Annotated in this window: 16 protein-coding genes; 10 read left to right on the plus strand and 6 right to left on the minus strand. The window is 46.3% G+C overall.

Going from position 1 to position 19728, the window contains the following annotated elements; all coding sequences use genetic code 11:
* The first annotated feature begins 7 nt into the window (after positions 1 to 7).
* The 3 genes from CPIN_RS24230 (at position 8) to CPIN_RS24240 (ending at position 7695) form a co-directional block, all read left to right on the plus strand.
* A complete protein-coding gene (locus CPIN_RS24230; protein WP_012792486.1) occupies positions 8 to 2410 on the plus strand; it encodes a TonB-dependent receptor in 2403 nt (800 codons plus the stop codon).
* 299 nt (positions 2411 to 2709) lie between these two features.
* On the plus strand, positions 2710 to 3954 hold the full coding sequence (locus CPIN_RS24235) for an exonuclease SbcCD subunit D C-terminal domain-containing protein (RefSeq protein WP_012792487.1): 1245 nt from the start codon (positions 2710 to 2712) through the stop codon (positions 3952 to 3954).
* 6 nt (positions 3955 to 3960) lie between these two features.
* Entirely contained in the window at positions 3961 to 7695 is a 3735-nt protein-coding gene (locus CPIN_RS24240) for an AAA family ATPase (protein ID WP_012792488.1), read from the plus strand.
* A gap of 2 nt (positions 7696 to 7697) precedes the next feature.
* Here the strand turns inward: CPIN_RS24240 and CPIN_RS24245 are convergent, their stop codons facing one another.
* The 4 genes from CPIN_RS24245 to CPIN_RS24260 all read right to left on the minus strand — a co-directional run bounded on the left by CPIN_RS24245 (position 7698) and on the right by CPIN_RS24260 (position 11976).
* Positions 7698 to 8636 (minus strand): lysophospholipid acyltransferase family protein, encoded by a 939-nt coding sequence (locus CPIN_RS24245; RefSeq protein ID WP_187294689.1) that lies wholly within the window; start codon positions 8634 to 8636, stop codon positions 7698 to 7700.
* 252 nt (positions 8637 to 8888) lie between these two features.
* Positions 8889 to 9308: a response regulator gene (locus CPIN_RS24250; RefSeq protein WP_044219594.1), complete on the minus strand. Its 420-nt coding sequence runs from the start codon at positions 9306 to 9308 to the stop codon at positions 8889 to 8891.
* Positions 9309 to 9769: 461 nt separating this feature from the next.
* Complete coding sequence (locus tag CPIN_RS24255) at positions 9770 to 11539, minus strand: hypothetical protein (RefSeq protein WP_012792491.1); 1770 nt, start codon at positions 11537 to 11539, stop codon at positions 9770 to 9772.
* A 29-nt stretch (positions 11540 to 11568) separates the two neighbouring features.
* On the minus strand, positions 11569 to 11976 hold the full coding sequence (locus tag CPIN_RS24260) for a hypothetical protein (RefSeq protein WP_012792492.1): 408 nt from the start codon (positions 11974 to 11976) through the stop codon (positions 11569 to 11571).
* Between the two features lie 107 nt (positions 11977 to 12083).
* Here CPIN_RS24260 and CPIN_RS24265 point away from each other — a divergent pair, with 107 nt between their 5' ends.
* Positions 12084 to 12575, plus strand: coding sequence for a DinB family protein (locus CPIN_RS24265; protein ID WP_012792493.1), 492 nt, complete (start codon positions 12084 to 12086; stop codon positions 12573 to 12575).
* A gap of 61 nt (positions 12576 to 12636) precedes the next feature.
* Here the strand turns inward: CPIN_RS24265 and CPIN_RS24270 are convergent, their stop codons facing one another.
* Positions 12637 to 13764, minus strand: a complete 1128-nt coding sequence (locus CPIN_RS24270) for a hypothetical protein (protein WP_012792494.1) — start codon at positions 13762 to 13764, stop codon at positions 12637 to 12639.
* A 125-nt stretch (positions 13765 to 13889) separates the two neighbouring features.
* Between CPIN_RS24270 and CPIN_RS24275 the strand changes: the two genes are divergently transcribed.
* Together CPIN_RS24275 and CPIN_RS24280 are read left to right on the plus strand one after the other, a co-directional pair.
* Entirely contained in the window at positions 13890 to 15185 is a 1296-nt protein-coding gene (locus CPIN_RS24275) for a hypothetical protein (protein ID WP_012792495.1), read from the plus strand.
* Positions 15186 to 15276: 91 nt separating this feature from the next.
* Positions 15277 to 15717 carry a hypothetical protein gene (locus CPIN_RS24280; RefSeq protein WP_012792496.1) on the plus strand — a complete coding sequence of 147 codons (441 nt, stop codon included), beginning with the start codon at positions 15277 to 15279 and terminating at the stop codon, positions 15715 to 15717.
* Between the two features lie 339 nt (positions 15718 to 16056).
* Here CPIN_RS24280 and CPIN_RS24285 read toward each other — a convergent pair whose 3' ends face one another.
* Positions 16057 to 16551 carry a hypothetical protein gene (locus CPIN_RS24285; RefSeq protein WP_012792497.1) on the minus strand — a complete coding sequence of 165 codons (495 nt, stop codon included), beginning with the start codon at positions 16549 to 16551 and terminating at the stop codon, positions 16057 to 16059.
* Between the two features lie 374 nt (positions 16552 to 16925).
* Here CPIN_RS24285 and CPIN_RS24290 point away from each other — a divergent pair, with 374 nt between their 5' ends.
* From CPIN_RS24290 to CPIN_RS24305, 4 genes are all read left to right on the plus strand, one after another.
* On the plus strand, positions 16926 to 17675 hold the full coding sequence (locus tag CPIN_RS24290) for an SDR family oxidoreductase (RefSeq protein ID WP_012792498.1): 750 nt from the start codon (positions 16926 to 16928) through the stop codon (positions 17673 to 17675).
* A 48-nt stretch (positions 17676 to 17723) separates the two neighbouring features.
* Entirely contained in the window at positions 17724 to 18305 is a 582-nt protein-coding gene (locus CPIN_RS24295; protein WP_012792499.1) for a TetR/AcrR family transcriptional regulator, read from the plus strand.
* Positions 18306 to 18574: 269 nt separating this feature from the next.
* Positions 18575 to 19129: a phage tail protein gene (locus CPIN_RS24300; RefSeq protein ID WP_012792500.1), complete on the plus strand. Its 555-nt coding sequence runs from the start codon at positions 18575 to 18577 to the stop codon at positions 19127 to 19129.
* Between the two features lie 39 nt (positions 19130 to 19168).
* Positions 19169 to 19720: a phage tail protein gene (locus CPIN_RS24305; protein ID WP_012792501.1), complete on the plus strand. Its 552-nt coding sequence runs from the start codon at positions 19169 to 19171 to the stop codon at positions 19718 to 19720.
* Positions 19721 to 19728: the final 8 nt, after the last annotated feature.

A 19728-nucleotide genomic window follows, 5' to 3' on the forward strand; every position in this document is an offset into this window, starting at 1 on the left:
CAACTGCATGAAAGGTGTCCCGTTATTCTGTATCATCTTACTTTTCTTTGCGAAGCACCTGCACGCGCAATCCATAAAAGTGACGCTTTCCGGGCAGATGAAAGAAGATTCCGGCAAGCACCCCTTACCATTTGTAAGTGTGACCCTCAAAAAAGCAAAAGACAGTAGTTTTGTATCCGGTACTATCTCCGGTGATGATGGCCGCTTCAAACTCGCAGACCTCAGCAGTGGCAACTACCTGCTGGAATTCTCCTATATTGGCTATCAGCCGCTGATACAACATCTGACTATCGGACAATTAAGTCCGGTACTGGAACTGGGCAGTATAGAACTGGCTGCGGACCCCAAATCCCTGAACACGGTGACCATCACCGGTAAACAGGAAGAAATCCGGCCGGATAAGAAAACATTCAGTGTAGCCGATAATATCAGTCAGGCAGGTGGCTCTGTACTGGAAGCAATGAAAAACCTCCCCGGTGTAACTACCCAGGATGGAAAAATTCTGCTGAGAGGCAGTGACAAGGTCATGGTATTGATGGACGGGAAACAGACGGCGCTGACAGGTTTCGGCGGACAAACAAGCCTGGACAATATCCCTGCCTCCGCCATCGAAAAGATAGAGATCATCAACAACCCTTCTTCAAAATATGATGCCAACGGCAATGCCGGCATTATCAATATCATCTACAAAAAAGAGAAAAAAGACGGCTTTAACGGCAAAATCGGTTTAAGTGCAGGTGCGGGTGCTTTATGGATAAAAAGACAGAATTATCCTACTATAAGACGTCAATACCAGGGTACGCCCAAGATCAATCCTTCGCTGTCGCTGAACTACCGCAAAAACAAAGTCAATTTGTTCCTGCAGGCAGACGATCTGTATACCAAAACACTGAATAAAAACGAATTTGCAGACAGGTATTACGATAACGGTGATGTGGTAAAACAACAGACCAAACGTAACCGGAATACCAATTTCTCCAATGTAAAAGCAGGTATGGACTGGGCCATTGACGGCCGCAATACCATCACCGTTTCCGGGATGTATGGTACAGAGAAAATACTGGACCACGGAGATGAACCTTTCTTTAATGGTAACCTGACCGAAAGACAGCGCCTCTGGCAATTCCTGGAAGATGAACTGAAGACTACCATAGTAGGATCTGTGATCTGGCAGCACAACTTCCATGCACCCGGCAGAACCCTGAATGTAAGCCTAAGCAGCACTTTCCACAGGGAGGATGAAAAGTACTTCTTTACGAACATTATGCCCGAATATACCGGTATTGACTCATTCAAAGTCCTGTCTGACGAGCACGTTACCGACCTGACTATCGATTATGTACAGCCCCTGCGCCATGGTCGTTTTGAAGGTGGGGTGAAATTCAGGTACCGGTATATTCCGGTGAACATGGATTTCAAACCAGGTCTACATTCTGTGCTGGATGCCCGTGCCGGTGGATTTACACGCTACAAGGAGAATATCCCGGCTATTTATGGTAACTACGTCTACGAGAACAAACACTTCGAACTGGAAGCCGGTCTGCGACTGGAATATGTACACCTGGCCTATGACGTCAATCCGAATCACCCGGTATACAAAAGCGACGGCTACAACTATACACAGCCATTCCCAAACCTACGACTGGCTTATAAACTGACGGACAACAACAAGGTATCCTTTTTCTACAACCGCCGTGTAGACCGGCCTAACGAAGGCGATATACGCATCTTCCCGAAATATGACGATGCGGAAATCATCAAGGTAGGTAATCCTGCACTTCGGCCACAGTATACCAATCTCTTCGAACTGGGTGATAAAACCAGCTGGAATAAAGGATACCTGTTCTCCTCCGTTTATCACAAACGCATGGATGCTACCATTACCCGTATCGGCAGCACCGTACCAGGCAGTAATATCATCTATAATATCTTTCAGAATGCCGGTAAAAGCTACATGACGGGTATCGAACTGGTATTCTCCCAAAAGATGGCAGAATGGGCCACCTTTAACCTGGCCCTGAACGGGTATAACAATATCATCGATTCCTTTACCGTGGTGAACAAATACCCGGTTGAAAACACCTTCAGTGCTGCCCGTGAAGATATCTTTTCCGGTAACGTCAAGCTGAACGGTCAGTTCCGTTTCCCTAAACAGATAGACGCACAATTGAGTGCGATTTACCAGGCGCCTGACCTGGTACCGCAGGGAAAAATCTATTCCCGTTTTTCTGTAGATTTGGGTGTCAAAAAAACGATTCAACAGGGAAAAGGAGAGATCTTTGTGAATGCAACCGATGTGGCCAATACACTGCGTAATAAAAGAGAAATCAGGGGCAATGGATTCCGTTATCTCGCGACTGATTATAATGAGACCCAGGTGATCCGTGCCGGATATAGTTATAAATTCTGATGCTTTGAACCCGTTCACATGCCGTTTAGATATTCATTATCCTACGTTCATCCTACGTTGATGAATGTAGGATGAACGTAGGATAAGTAACAATTAAGAATTAACAATTAAGAATTAAGAATTGGAATGCAGCGGAGATCTTCGCGGTAATTCTTAATTCTTAATTCTTAATTCCTATCCCCCTCACCTCCAGGCTAATAAGCCTGTTTTTGCCTGCGGAAAATACCTGATTTTTACACATTTCCCCTCCCTTTTCTGGCTTAACCACTCAGGTAATTTATCTTTGTAAAAAAGAGTGGATGAAAATATTGCATACTGCGGACTGGCATATCGGACAAACCTTTTATCAGTATGACAGGACGTATGAGCATCAGCAGTTTTTACACTGGCTGGTGGATACCATTAAAGCACACGATGTAGAACTGCTGATCATCAGCGGAGATGTGTTTGATATCGCCAACCCTTCCGCTGTTGCCATCAAATTGTTTTACGCATTTCTCAATAGTGCCGTAAAGGCACAACCAGGATTACAGATCATCGTGACGGCTGGTAATCATGACTCTGCCGCCCGACTGGAAGCGCCGAAGCCTTTACTGGAATCTTCGGACATCCATATCGTCGGACTGATAGAACGGAAGGAAGATGGCAGTATCAATTATGAGAAAATGCTGATCCCTGTGAGAGACAGGAATGGCGAAACAGTGCTGTGGTGTATGGCGATCCCGTTTCTGCGTATGGGCGATTATCCGGCGGTAGCCGAAAGCGAAACCCTGTATGCGGATGGTGTAAGCGCACTGTATAAAGAAGCCTATGAACATGCACTGACAAAAAAACAAGGAGGACAGGGCATCATCGCAATGGCACACCTGCATACATTGGATGCTGAGCTGTCTGATCACGATAAATCTGAGAGAGTGATCATGGGAGGTATTGAATTCGTTCCTGCGAAAGCGTTTCACGAAGAGCTGCTGTATGTAGCCTTGGGACATATTCATAAAGCCCAGAAAATAGGTGGAAAAGAACATATCCGCTACAGCGGTAGTCCGCTGCCAATGTCATTCTCTGAAATGAACTACAAACACCAGGTGGTGAGCTTTGATATCAGTAATGGCGTCATGAGCGGACTGGAAATGCTGGAAATACCGGTAACGACTGAACTACTGCGGGTACCTGCCAAACCGCAGCCCATCGAAGCGGTGCTGGAAGCCTTATTACAATTGCCGGAAGCGACGGAAACAATACATACCGCTCCTTACCTGGAAGTACGTGTACTGCTGGAAGGACCTGAACCTGCCCTGCGGCACAAGATAGAAACAGCCCTTGCCGGCAAACATGTGCGACTGGCAAAAATAGACGTCCGCTACCCCTCCTCCGCAGCCGAAGGAACAGGAGAGAGGATCGCCAGCGCTGCACAATTGCAGGAATTAAGTCCGCTGGATATCTTTAAAAAGATTTACCAGGAAGACTATGAGCGCGAAACGCCGGAGGAACTGGTGGCCCTGTTTCAGCAGGTATTGCAGGAGATTAACACAAAAGAAGAGTAATTACGCATGAAGATATTAGCCATTCGTTTCAAGAACCTGGCATCACTGGAAGATACGAACGAGATAGATTTCACAAAAGAACCATTGAGCAAAGCAGGGATCTTTGCTATTACCGGTCCGACAGGCGCTGGTAAGTCCACCTTACTGGATGCCCTTTGCCTGGCCTTATATGCAAGAACGCCCCGTTATCTGCAGGCTAAGGAAACCGGTATAGAAATACAGGATCAGGGAGGCAATAAAATCAGCCAGGGTGACGTCAGAGGTATTTTACGTGATGGTACAGCAGAAGGTTTTGCAGAGGTAGAATTTGCTGGAGTTGACGGCAATAACTATAAAGCAAGATGGGCCGTTAAACGTGCCCGCAATAAGATCGATGGTAACCTGCAGGCGGATACGGTGGAATTATTTAATCTGACGACCAACGGTGTTTTCCCGGGCAAGAAAACAGAAACCCTGCGGGAAATAGAAAGGGTGGTCGGACTGAACTTCGAACAGTTTACCCGTTCGGTATTACTGGCACAGGGCGACTTCACCGCCTTTCTGAAAGCAGATAAAGATGCCAAGGCTTCCCTCCTGGAAAAGCTGACGGGGACAAATATCTATTCTGAAATATCCGTAGGCATCTATAATAAATTCAAAGAGGCGGATACGGAACTCAGGAATCTGAAACAACAGGTTGCAGGTATTGAGCGACTGACAGAAGAGGAAAGAATGGCCCTGCACGCACAACAGGAAGAACTGGGTGCTAAGATCAGCAGCCAGCAGATCACTATCGCAGAACTGGGCGCTGCGATCAGCTGGTATCAGTTGCTGGATACCCTGGAAAAGAACAGGGAACAGGCCACCGATCAATACCAGCAGGCTACCCTGGCCATGGAAAATGCGGGAGAAAGGATCCGCAACTTTACACTGGTAGAACATGTACAGGCAGCGAGAGGTCCGGTGGAAGCCAGAAGGTCGCATGAGCAGCAACTGGCCGAGAAAGAGAAGGCTTTACAGGAGATCGATGCCCGTATTATGCGAACTACGGAAGCACAACAACAGGCAGCGACAGCACTGGAAACTGCGCATGCAGCGGTATTACATGCACAGCAGGAAGCCGCGAAACACCAGCCTGATATAACACGTGCCAGGGAATTAGATACGCTGACAGGCGAAAAGGACCGGCAGCTGCAACAGGCAGTAACGGAAGCAGCCAACGCACAAAAACAACAGGATGCCCATCTGAAAGCATTTGAGGAAAAGGAAAAAGAGATCCATACACTTGCACAGGCCATCAGCAAACTGGAGGACTGGCAAAGGGATCATCTCGGCAGAAAAGATATTGCAGAGAATATTATAGAAATCAGCGCACAACTGGGGCATACTGCCAAACTATTGCCCGTACAACAGGAGGCGCTGAAAGAGCAGCAGGAGAATGCCAGTTTTATCCGGAAAGCACAGGAGCAGATAACAGACTTACAGGAAAAAGCAGACAAAGAACAGGCAGAGAGCGCCCGTTTACAGACAGAACTGGACGAAGCCAATAAGCTGCTACAAGCTGTTCCCCTGGAAACCCTGAAAGAAAAAGATACCCGTCTTGATCAGCAGATAAGAGAAGGCGAAGCCGCGAAAATCCATTGGGAAAGACTGTTTGGTAGTCTGCAGGAGAAAGAGAAAACCGCACGTCAGCTGGAAAACTGTGCACAGGAACTGAAAGAAAAGACAGCCGCACTTCAGGAGAAACAGGCCGAACTGACCATCGCCCAGGCAAAAAAGGAGCAGTCAGATAAACTGCTGCATCAGGCACGGTTACAGGTAGCAGAAAATGTAGAATCCCTGCGCGCACAACTGGTGCAGGATGAACCTTGTCCGGTATGTGGCAGTAAAGCGCATCCTTTCGTTACGGACAATCCGCTGGCACACGCCATGCTGAAAACACTGGAAGAAGAATACAATGCTGCTTTAAGGTACTACAATACGTTATCAGGCGATATCAGCAGCCTGGAGCAATTCTGCAAAAAACTATTACTTGACAGCGAAACATTCAACAAATCCTTACAGGAACGAGTGACGCAGATAGCCTCCCTGGAAGAGAAATGGGCGGGGTTTAGTCTGGCAGCTGCCAGTAAAGCCGCCCCGGATGAAAACAAGGCGCAATGGCTGGAAGAACAGGTGCAGCAATTACAGACCGCTCAAAAGGAAATAGCGGTACAGCTGAAGGCTTATGACGCGCAAAGGAATGCGGTTGAAACCCTGAAAAGCCAGCTGGATATAAAACAACAGGCACTGTCTGCAAATAAAGAGCAGCTGAAAGACAGGCAACGTGAAAAGACCAGTAAGGAAGAAGCGCAGGAACGTATTGCCAGACAACTGGAGCATATAACGGAAAGTCTCCGGACCATGACCGAACAACTGGCCCCCCATTTCAGCAATCCAGACTGGGTAGATAACTGGAAAAAAGATCCACAGGGATTCAATGCTAAAATAGTGGCCTTTGCCCAACAATGGAAACAACAGGCAGAAGCTATTATCGCGAATAATCAGCAGTTACGTGAGCACCAGTCAGCCTTACAGGAAATGGGCAGACAGGGACCGGCCATCGCGGCTGCATTAAGTGAAAAGATCAATGCGCTGCAACAGCAGCAAGCGGCGTTTAATGCCCTGCAACAGGAACGGCAGGCATTACTGAACGGAGCGACTGTTATCAGCTTTGAACAAAGGTTGAAACAGGTCATCGAACAGGCAGTTCTCACACAGCAGACAGCGACAGAGGTATTTAATACAGGAAAAGAAGATCTGCGGGCCTACACCGCCAGTAAAGACACCACAACGGCAGATATTACCAACATTCGCAGTAATATCGACAAAGAACGGGCTGCCATCGGAGCATGGTTAAAAAACTATACTGCGACCTATGGCAGCACGTTGACGGAAGAAACACTCACGCAACTCCTCTCCCACACGGCCGCCTGGATAGAAACAGAAAGAAAGGCGATCACGGCTCTGCGGGATGCGGTTAATACCACCCAGGCTACCTTGATCGAAAGATCCTTACAGTTAAGTAATCACCAGGAAAAGCGCGTAAGCGATCAATCCCTGGAAGCATTAACTGCTTCTTCCAATGAAGCGAAACAGGTACTGGAAGACCTGGGCAGGGAGAAGAACAACCTGGCCTACAGGTTACGGCAGGATGAAGAAAATAAACTGAAGATCGGCGACCTGCAATATACCATCGATGCGAAAACAGCCGTACATGAAAACTGGAGTAAACTAAATGAACTGATCGGCTCTGCGGATGGTAAAAAGTTCCGGCAGATCGCACAGGAATACACCCTGGATATGCTGCTGGATCATGCCAATATGCACCTGTCCATGCTGACCCGCCGTTATAAGCTATTGAGAATACCCGGTAACCTGGCTTTACAGGTGCTGGATAAAGACATGGGGGATGAACTAAGGACGGTTTTCTCTCTTTCCGGAGGAGAATCTTTCCTTGTCTCACTGGCACTGGCATTAGGATTAGCATCCCTATCGTCCAGCAAGATGAAAGTAGAATCCCTGTTTATTGACGAAGGGTTTGGCGCACTGGATCCTGACACGCTGAATATTGCGATGGATGCACTGGAACGTTTACATAATCAGGGCCGTAAGGTGGGGGTGATTTCTCACGTACAGGAAATGACGGAACGTATTCCCACGCAGATAAAAGTGATCAGGATGGCCAATGGAAAAAGCAAGGTGGAAGTGACTGGGGCTTAATATTATTCCCGCTCCCACTGTTTATGGGTCCATAACCAGTATTCCGGGGCGTGCATGATATCGTGTTCCAGGTACCAGGCAAAAGTCCTGGTGATCTCATAGGATTCAATATCCGCCGGTTCTTCTGTAATCAGGGAAAAACAGATATCCCATCCTGTACCGCAATTACGCTTCCTGACAGAGGCATACAATACGACTGCATCCAGGGAACGCGCCAGTTGTTCTGCACCGGTAAACAGGCCGGTGGACTGGTGCAGGAAATGCGTCTGGTACCTGGGTCTTACTACAGGCGACTGATCTGCAATGAATACATAGGCATTCGGATGCTGCCGGTTGGACAACATAAAACGGGCGGTTTCATTGGTAGCCAGCAACTTAATGCCAAAGCGCGACCGGATGCGGTACAACACCATATTCAGCAATCGGTAAGGCGTTGGTTTATATACCGCATACACGTCAAAGGAAAGGTATTTCGGCAGGATATTCAGGCATTCCCAGTTGCCATAGTGCCCCATCACAATGATGATATTCCTCCCCTCCTTATGACAGTGTTCCAGTACCTCCGGATTATGCAGATGTACCCGTTTACGATGCTGTTTCTCCGATAAGGATAACAGTTGTAAGGTTTCCAGTATCAATGCACTGAAATGGCGGTAAAAGGAACGAGCCATTCCCCTTATCTGCCGGTAGCTTTTTTCCGGAAAGGAACGTGAAAGATTCTGCACTACTACATCAGCTCTATATCTGATCACCCGATAGAGGATCCAATACAACAATTTCTCAATGACTTTCAGCGCCCATACAGGCAAAAGACTGACAAGATAAACAATGGCAAACAGCAGTTCATGCACCAGGTTTCGGCGTTTAAGCATTGCCGGAACTTTTATCTCCTGGTTGACATAACCTGCGGGTCTTCTGATGGAATTAGCAGCGTCGTACATAGGCATCTACTTTGGCCCTGAGGGTTTATTTTTTCTGACCTGTCCCTGCTTTAACGCAAATTTAGAACCGATTTATATGCATTTATAAATCTTAACTTTTCTTTGCATTGCATACATTCTTCCATTCAGCTATTATATTGAGTGCCAGTTGTCAATAAAAAAAAGCACGAAGTTACTATTCAATAAGTGAGTATAGGGGTCTGTGTAAGGAATGCACGGGGTGTGGAATCGTTGTGTTAAACAGTAATGATCCTATTGATTGGGATGTCTTGCGATCAGCCAATATTCAAGAACAGTCCTGATTTGCCTGGCTATATCATCATAAAATGGTTTTTTGATAAAATATCCCTGTACGGTCAGATCATAAACTTCATCAACGATTTCTCGTGATTCAATGGTAGTAAGAAATACAAATGGAATACTTTTCTTTCTTAACCTTTCGTCCAGGTTGATCTGGCGTCTGAGCTCCAAACCATTCATTCTCGGCACATTTATATCTGCAATAATTATCATCGGTCTGTCGGTGGTTGTCTGCAGATAAGTTAACAACGCATCTCCGGCATCAAAAAAAAAGATTTCGTTACGCATTCCCATCTCCTTCAACACATTCACGTATATTTCGCGGTCATCTTCATCATCTTCCAATATCAGCAGGGGACCATGCTTTGCCATATCATTATTGTTTAATGGAGGATAAATTATAAGTCGCATTATAGCAGCATTAGTCATGCCAAATTGCATCGTTGACTGCTTAAAAAACACAGGTATTTCAATTACGAGGCTCGCCTTATCATAAACTACTACATATATAGTAAACAATAACTTCTCCTGGTTGTTGAGCACATTGAGATATTATTATGCGGATGTTATCTGCTGACGATCATAAAGCCATCCGTTTTAGAACTATCTTTCCCGTAAATATGCAGTAAAAGCGACATTTGCCTGCATGGACGGTAAATGGGGCTCATCTACCATATGATTATCTGATATCCTCCTGATCGCCTACATAAGATAGAAACAGCTACAATGGTCATTAATATCAGCATCGCTTTTCACATGGGTTAGAACATAAAAAGGCTTTCGTGTAACTACGAAAGCCTTTTATTGTATATAACTGTAGGATTAAAGCGTTGTTATTTGGCCCCTGCATTATTGCCCCCCAGACTCATAGTAGGGATAGGCAGTCTGAAACCCACAAATACATAATGCGCGCCATAAAAGAGGTTATATGCCCAGCCTACCTGCAGATAATCATGCAACGTAGAGGCTACTATACCCAAACCCAATTCAGGCACATCGTCCTTATCGAAGTCGGGAGAGGATACGTGTAAACCAAAGTTCAGGTCCAGCAGGTTATTCGGCAACGAGGAATTACGTTTCCATTTTTGACTCATGCCAAATATCCCTTTAAACAGGACATTGTAATAAGGCGCCATCTGGACATCCTTTTCAATCTTTGTTGTTTTCAGCGGATGGGCGAAGATTACACCGACGGTGGCTTCTATATGAGCCAGGATACGGTATAACGTCAGACTATGTGTTTCTTCCATCAGGTTTCTTCTGGAACTGCCATTGGTCACCTGCATTTTGATCACTACCCTGTCGCCTGATTCCCGGTAACCGGAATAGAGCAGATCAGTGGCAGCCTCTGACGGGATATTGCCCAATGCCAGGGAAAATACTTTATCGGAGAAACGGAGCGCCAGTTCTGCCAGTTTTCTTTCTTCCTTACCAAACTGCAATATATCATCCGGGATCACCATATCGGCTAGGGCGGTCAACTTACCGGAAGCCAGCGATAACAGGCTGGCACATTGGGTCTGCACAGCTGCGGAAGCTGCCGGGATATCTGTTTTTATGGCGGTCAGCAGTCCTTTCATTTTGGTGAATTCGCTGTTCAGACTTGTAACGTCTGACTGCAAACGCGACATAAATCCGGATAATTCAAACTTGCTGGTATTATCGATGGACTGGTAATACTTCACTTTTTCATTCAGCAGGGACTTGATCAGTTCTCCTTGTGCCAGCGCCTGCTGCACGTCGGTAATGATCTGTTCATCCTGCAAAGTGCTCAATACCTTCTCTCCTTCTTTTCTGAAGTCTTCGTAGTCTGTTTTCAGTCTTTGTTGCAGGATATCGGTGAACTGCCGTATGTATTCTCCCCGTAAGATTTCATTGACATTCATTTCCCGCTGCTGACTGCTTTTTACCCATTTCTGAATGTCTTCCAGCTGGGAAAGCTGTGCGTCAGACAGCGTGAACTTCCAGCGTTGTACTTCATAATACTCTCCCTGCGGATTATCATCCAGTCCGTTGAAATGCAGTGGAGAAGGCTGGTTATTATGCATGAGCCATCCACCGATCTGTACCCGTACATCATTATAAGCACCGCCATCCGTCAGCTGCTTTTCCAGATCAGCGATACGTCTGTTCAGTGCGTAGGTAATACCGCCCCAGATATCGGTCACATCATCATAGGCTTCGAAATAATCCCGCGTAGCCGGATCGCGGTCAAAGACAGTGGTGATTTCCTGTGCGATAGAAGCCGTTTTCTCCAGGAAGGCCGGCAGACTGTTTTTATCGCCACGTACATGCTGGCGGACAGCTTCTTCCATTCCTTTTGCCCAGATATCCACCTTCCTTGTGCCTTCGTATAGTACATTGAGGAGGCTAACGGCATCTTCCGGCAGCGGACTGCCAATACCGGCTGTATTCACTTTTCTGATAAATGCAGCGCGGTCAAAACGGATATTCAGCCGGCTATTGATATCGGCATTATTTTTATTGTCGTAGGTTTTATTGTTCTGATCTGTTTCCCGGATAGTCAGGATAGACTGTGCAGCAGCACTGCTACCTAATAATACAGGGAACAGGATGGCACATGGCAAGATTAGACGTCGCATATTGGATTTTCATTAAGGTAAACAGAGCATCAGCCATTGGCGTAAGCAGTCATGACAGCGGTATGCATACTACCTCTGCCTTTCATAAAACGAGCTTTGGTAACGCCTTCTGAAACGACGTTCCTGAATGGGGAAACAGACAGCAATACAAAGCTGTCATAGTCGGATGGTTTGACACGGGGATGCCATTCCATTTTCTTCAGTACCGGCAGAATGACCTGGGGATTGGTCACCCGTAAAAAGATAACCATGTCATACATTCCCATCCCTGATTTACCGATCCTGGACCTGATAAAGTTGGCGGTATCATTTGCCTCGGCGGCTACCTCGTCATCCCCCAAAATCAATAGTAATAGCTGGTCAGGTTGATCCAGCAAATCCTGAAAAACTTTTAGTGCCTCGGCTTCCTCTGTGGGAAGCACTACATAATTTTGCATTTACAGTCTGTTAAGTGTGTCAGCGTTGGGGAAAAAGTATGAAAATAGAGAATAAAAACGGGAATATCAATATTATAATAAAATAATTTTAATATATAAAACTACATATGAATAAAGTTTACAGGCAGGGCGCAAAGGGTGCCTTATTAGATGAATATGAGCGGGTTATTGGCGAATTACAGCAAGCGATCACAGGGCTCAGCGACAAGGAATTAACAACAGTTACGGACCCCAATACGCAGGATGACAACTGCCGTTCTATACAGACGGTGCTGTCGCATGTAGTCAATTCTGCGCATAGTTATGCGATCTATATTCTTCACGCCTATGGGTATCAGATGGTGAGGCCGGAGAAACGTTACCATCTGACTGTAAACGACTATATCAGCGACTTACAGGAGGCTTTTGCATTCACCCTGATGGTTTTCCAGGATATTAAAGATAGCGAACTGGAACAGGCGGACAACGCTCAGAAGATCCTGACCCGCTGGGGCCAGGTGTATGATATCGAGCAACTGATGGAACATGCCATCGTACATGTGATGCGGCACAGGCGGCAGATTGAAAAGTTCAGGATACTACTGGGAGCAGCATCCTGAAAAAGGGCAAGGCTGTCCGCCGGAAGACGGAACAGCCTTGCGGCATCATTCTTTCCACTACTTAGTCGAGTCGCGCAATAATCCCCCAGCCGTAGAAGCTATTGGCTACGCCGATGAGCAGTTCGTTGTCACCTTCGTTCAGCGGAACGTTAAAGGCCGTATTTTCAATAGAACATCTTCCTTCCGGCGTTTTCATGATCGGCATACCGTAGAGGTTCTTGTCCACGTACAGGTATCTGCCATTGATAAATACCCATACTTCATCGCTGAAGCCCAGGTTAAGCTTTTTCAGTTGTTGTTTATCCGCGTGGATCTTTGTCTTCAGCCATACGATACGACGTTCCTTACTCATCCCAAATTTGCGGGTCAGGTTTACCAGTCCGCCTCTTTCTGTCCAGATATCCTCCCAGGCAGCTTCTTTTGCCGGCATAAAGCTGCTGCTGAAGTCTATATCTTTAGTCGTCACTAAAGGGCTCGTTACTTTCCATTCGCGGAGATAACGTGGATCACTATCGGTAAGATCGGGAGATGCTGCAGGAGAAAGACCACCTGTATCACCAGGTCTGATCACCAGATTGGCAATGATGACCTGTCCTTCAAAACCGATGCTGCCATGTTGTACATTTGCTTCCAGGCGGGGAATCTTAAGTGCCGCCCGGGCGGTGTCATTGATATAGACCCACATCTGTTTTCCGGAGATCACCAGTTTGACGTGGTTCCACTTCCCTCTTTCATAGGTCGCATTCCCCTGATAAGCGGGCAGCATATCCCAGAGATTGACACCTGCGATAAAGGGAGCATATTGAATAGCATCCATAGCGGTATTGTTACCGGCAGCTTTGGTACGGAAGTAGAAGCATTCCCGTTCGTCGGTGGAACTTTGTCTGAAGTACATAGAAGTAAAACGTGGGTCAACAGGGTCCATATCATACTCGATGGTCCCGTCAGTGAAATCTACCCCTTTGAGTACGGCTGAGCCGTCGCTGGTCGTTATTTTCATAGCAGGGACAGATTGCCAGGTCAGGAATTCAACGGAATTGGGTTTAACCTCCCAGTTGTCGGGCGTTAATGCAATACTGTTTCTGTGTGGTGCGGATAATGATTTGGCCTGTTGTCTGCTCACCCTGGGTTGTGCGGCGGCAATAAGGGAGGAAAGCAGTAATAATAAAAAGGCGGATGTCTTGTACATGGTCTGTCGTTTTAAGTTTTCAGATGATAATGCCGCAAAGCTGAATAATAAGTAACTTGACGACAATTCAAGGGATGTTCAAGTTTGTGCAAGTCTGTTCACGGAGATAATAAACTCATTATCAAATGGAAAACAATTTAGAAACAGATCACATACAACACTGCCTGACACTGGCGGAAAAGCGGTTTAACCGGGGTAGCAGTGACAGATGGACGACCTATGACTTTGAGAAACTGAGTGAATCCATCCAGGAGGTAACCGGTGTTGTATTGAGTGTGACAACTTTAAAACGCCTTTGGGGGAAATTGTCTTATACGAATACGCCTGCAACGACAACGCTGAATACCCTGGCCCGTTATGCCGGTTTTGAAGACTGGAGTACTTTAAGGTCACAACCAGAACCGGCAGAAAAACAGGTAAATGAACCGGTGAGGATCATTCCTGCAGTAGCTCCTGTCCAGGCACCAGCGGCACAGCACCCGCGACGCAGATGGCCTTTATGGAGTTTGGCGGTGCTCGCACTTGCCTTTGTGCTCTACCTCGGACTTCGTTCAGACGGCAGAACGACAAGCCCAGGCAGGGGGGCCAACTATCAGTTCAGCAGTAATAAAACGGTGCTGAATGGGGTGCCGAATTCGGTGATTTTCAGATACGACGCCAGCGCTGCGGGAGAGGATACGGTGTATATATCCCAATCCTGGGATGTGAGCCGGAAATTTGCCGTACCCAAAGACCAGAAGGCGTATTCTTCCATTTACTACTATCCGGGTTATTTCAGGGCGAAACTGATGGTCGGCAAAGAGATCGTAAAGGAACATGACCTGATGATCAGTTCCAATGGCTGGCTGGCACTGGCAGATCAGCAGAAGATCCCCGTTTACTTTGCTAAAAAAGAATTCCTGCGCGATAGTACGGTGATGGTAGACAAAGCCATGCTGGATGCATATAATATCCCGGTGCAACCCAATCTACCGGACCTGCGTTTCTATTATGTAAAAGATATGGGCGGACTACATACCGCCGATTTCCGTTTTGACACCTGGGTGAAAAGTACTTATAGTACAGGCGCCGCTGCCTGTCAGCGGATAGAGGTATTGATCCTCTGCAAAAACGATGTGTTTATTATTCCACTCTGCGCGAAGGGGTGTGAGGGAGATCTTTACCTGAGAGCAGGCAACCGGTTTTTCCAGAGTAAAGATACTGACCTGTCAAAGTTTGGAAGAGATCTGCATGAATGGGTCCGGCTTCAGGTGGAAGCAAAAGATCATCAGGTGCGTATATTGGTTGACGGAGAAGTGGCCTGTTCTTTTACGGCAGATTATCTTCCTACGGAGATAGTGGGTGTCCAATACCGTTTTCAGGGACCGGGCGCAGTCAGGAATACCCGTTTTTTAACGGGAGACCGGGCGATTAACTTGTGATGCTTTCGGTAAATTTACCTACATTTAAATCATTAACCCTGCTTACACACAACTGATAGTTTTCACGTTTCAAACCCTTAACAATTGTATAATGACAACTGATGAGATTATCAAGGCACTTAGCTCCTTTGCGCCTGACGGACGCTCCAATGATGACAATATTTCTTATTTCTACGAACTGATGGAAGCGTTGAAACATAACGCGGACAAAGACAAGGCGATCGAACCTATTTTCCGGCTGATAGAAAAGCATCCGCATCTTGATTACGGCTCCCCCGGCCCTCTGGCACATACGCTGGAATCCTTCCATGAATTCTATCATGAACCACTTTTTGCTTCATTGGACAGACGTCCTACGCCGCTGACGGTATGGATGCTGAACCGGCTGACAAACGCTGACCAGAATTACCTGGAGCATAAGACCCTGGTGGAGAAAATGCATGCATTGCTGCAACATCCTGAACTGGATGCGTTAACAAGAAGTGCGGTAGAAGACTTTGTGGATTTTCAGGATCATCCGGGCGAGGAATAAAGAACTGATCTTTTATGGGTTCAATAGTTGATTGCCATGAATAGGGAGAATTATCAGGAACTAATTGATTGATAATGACTGCCTGATTACATGCTGTAAAAAACTATTCATCTTTTCTTCCGGTATCGTTACCGGGGAGTGAGATTTTATATGCCTGAACAGAAAGAAATTACGCTTTCAGGCATGTATATGGGGAATTGCCTGATATTACGCATGTATGTTACTTTCAGGAGTATCAAATGGTTTATAGCTCTTGCGGGTACTTCACAAGAGTGTGTATTCAGGAGGATTACCCTTCTGACGCACACCATAAACGGCTGACTATTTACCTGCTTCTGGTCAGGAAATACTATTCCTTCTGGCTTTCACACCGAGTTGCTGCAGGTGCCAGATCATATCGTCAATATATGGTCTGTCAGTTATGCGGTATTCGATTGTTTTGCCATGCGTTTTTATGCGCATAAAGGTACCTCTGCGCGGACCACTGAAGCGGGTGAACTGTACCTGTCTGATCGCCGACAAGGGAATGACGGTGGTAGTACCTGACAGGTGTGTCAGCGGCTTTTTGATAATCAGTTTGTCTCCATACAGATGGAAAGTATGCGGCGTAAAAAGGATCCAGCCGGCAATTAACAGGAAAAAGAGCGCCATGGTGAGCTGGCCGCCCCATGAAGTTGGTGACATGAGATACATACAAACGACTGCCGCAATGATAGATATTGTGGCAAAGGAGATGCAGATCAGAAGATCACCAAAAAACAGATTCGTCTCAAATAAAGGTAGGGACGATGGCTCCTCCGCGGTAGCGGACGGATGTGTTACAGTTTCGGACATCGGAAAATCAGGTTACTCCTAATTTAACGAAAAAAAAGACCATTCTCTGATAAAGAATGGTCTTTTTCTTTTTTCCCACCAGATGTTGCCCCTCTGATTCGCCAAAAGGAAGTCTCGGCCGCCATGCTTTGCATGACCGAAATAGACGCTTATATAACGAGTACCGGGAAAAAAGCACCCATACGCCCCTGCTCCCCCATCCGAAAGCTCCCTCAGTTGTACATTTCACTTTTTACGTTTCCGTTCTTATGGCGTTTATAAAACTTTATTTGGAACATTCATTCCACATACTTAATTTTACATCCGGAACGATCGTTCCAAACAAACAAAAGAATATAAATCATCAACAACAACTCACGATTAAATCAATTTTTATGAACAGGTTACAGCATAAAGTGGCAGTGATTACCGGCGGTAACAGCGGTATTGGTTTCGCTACAGCACAGTTATTCATTGCAGAAGGCGCACAGGTGATTATCACCGGTCGTAATAAGGAATCCGTTGACAAAGCGGTAGCAGAACTGGGTCAGTCAGCAAAAGGTATCGTATCTGATACTGGAAGTATGAAAGATATCAAACAGTTACAGGCGCAGGTAGCGGCGATCCATCCGGCGATCGATATCATATTTCTGAATGCGGGTGTAGCAAAATTCTCCCCTATTGAAAACGCGGATGAAGCTTTCTTTGATGAACAGTTCGACATCAACGTAAAGGGATCTTACTTCACTGTACAGCAGTTGCTGCCTTTACTGAAAGAAGGATCCTCTATCGTGCTGAATACTTCTATCAATGCCCATATCGGTATGGCGAATGCCGCTATCTATGCCGCAAGTAAAGCCGCACAGTTAACATTGATCAGAAATCTGTCCGCAGAATTCCTGAGCAAAAAGATCCGGGTGAATGCCGTAAGTCCTGGTCCGGTTACGACACCGCTGTATGGCAAACTGGGTCTGTCTGAAGAGCAACTATCTGCTACTGCCAGCGGTATATTATCCAGCATACCTGTGGGCCGCTTTGGTACACCGGAAGAAATCGCGAAAACAGTCCTCTTCCTGGCATCTGATGATTCTACTTTCCTGCTGGGAGCTGAACTGATTGCAGACGGTGGCATGAGCACTTTATAATTTTTTTCCGTACATTTGGAACGACTATTCCAAACAAATTGCAGTACGATGCCTAAAGAAGTATTATTCAACGAAGTCACCGTGTTACAGAAAGCGACCGCTTTATTCTTGCATAAGGGGTACAATGGTACGTCAATGGATGATCTTACAAAGGCAACAGGACTGAGTCGTTCCAGTTTGTACAACTCTTTTGGTGATAAGCATAGTCTGTTTATCCGTTGTCTGAACTATTATCTGTCAGATCAGGGGAAAATGCTGATGCAGGCTGTAGGCGCAACCAATTCACCATTGAAGAAAATAAAGATCGCGTTTAAATACATGGTGGATGTAATCCTGCGGGATGACAAAAGAGATGGTTGTCTGATGGTCAACACCACAACAGAACTCTCCAATGTAGATGAGGAAGTAGGTGCGATGGTGTTACAGAATACAGATGCGATGGTACATCTTTTCCAGCAATGGGTGAAAGATGCACAGCAACAGGGTGAGATCAGCAAAACCTTTACGCCGCAGGCGATTGCAAAACATCTGTTCAATACGTATAGTGGTCTGCGTATCAGCGGGCAGGCGAGACCTGATAAGAAATCGCTGGATGATATTGTGAAAGTGGCACTTTCCGTACTCGTCTGAACGAAGTCATACCTATTAATATATATTTACCGAATTTAAGGGGAAATAAAAAGTCTTTTATTTCCCCTTAAATTTTTATTTCCCATTCAGTTCTATTAACTTAGAAATAACTTAAACAGAAAAATATACCTGCTACAGAGTTAAAAATGTTTCCCTGAGTAATTACCAGTTCCATGAAAAACAGAATGCGCTAACTCCACTTTTTTGATGTAGTCATACATTTTGTAATCTTTTGTCATTTATTATTCACCCAAAAAAAAGCACCCCTTATGGCAGATGCGTACATAGGCGAGATAAGAGCCTTTGGATTTAATTTTACGCCCACCGGATGGCTTCCCTGTAATGGCGGCCTCTATCCCATTCAAAGTTATTCAACATTGTTTGCGATCCTGGGTACCAATTTCGGCGGTAATGGGACTACCACCTTTGCGGTCCCCGATCTTCGCGGCGTTGCGGCAATAGGCATTAACCTGCAAAACCCTTCGTTCGGGGTCCCGGGGGTTAAGGGCGGCAGTGAGAACGTCACACTGACAATCGCTACCATACCTGCGCACACGCACATGATGCAGGCAGTTGTGCGTACCAGCCTGGCGCAGACGGCAGCCGCTATTTCACAACCAGGTCCCAATGCATATCTGACGAATGCATTCAGTAGTGGGCCGAGCAAGGGCGTTGTTGCTTATTCCAACAATACCTCAGGCGCCACATTAAATCCGCAGGCCATCGGTATTACCGGCAGCAGCACCCCTCACAATAACATGGACCCCTATCTGGCTATGACTTATTGTATATGCGCCAGCGGTGTGTTCCCTCAACGCCCGTAATCACTTTTTCTACATTTCCTCACCTTATCTCATCTAACCATGGAAAACTATCTAGGAGAAATCCGTTTGTTCCCTTATACACAGATTCCCAGAGGCTGGGTATCCTGTAGCGGACAAACATTGCCCATTGCGCAAAACCAGGCCCTTTTTGCATTACTGGGCGTATATTATGGCGGCAATGGCACCACTAATTTTATGTTACCCAACCTGAATGGCCGCGCGATTGTCGGTACCGGCCAGAGTACCAGCGGTACGAACTATAACATCGGTCAAGCCAGTGGTACAGAAACTGTTACACTGGTCACGAATAATCTGCCCGCACACTCGCACCCCGTAAAAGTGAATGTTTCCTATGATCAGGGAAGCCCGAACACGAATTATTTCGCTAACGCAAACACGCCCAGCAGTCCGACACAACCGGGACAAAATACAGGTACTGTTAATCTTTTCTCCCCTGCGGTTACCCCTCTGGTAGAGATGGCTCCTTCTGTTACATCGACGGGCGGCGGTCTTCCGCATGCCAACAGAATGCCGTACCTGACCCTTATTTACTGCATCGCGACACAGGGCATATTCCCTTCACGCAACTAAATATCAAA

The sequence above is a fragment of the Chitinophaga pinensis DSM 2588 genome (assembly GCF_000024005.1).
In the GTDB taxonomy this organism is placed as follows: Bacteria; Bacteroidota; Bacteroidia; order Chitinophagales; family Chitinophagaceae; genus Chitinophaga; species Chitinophaga pinensis.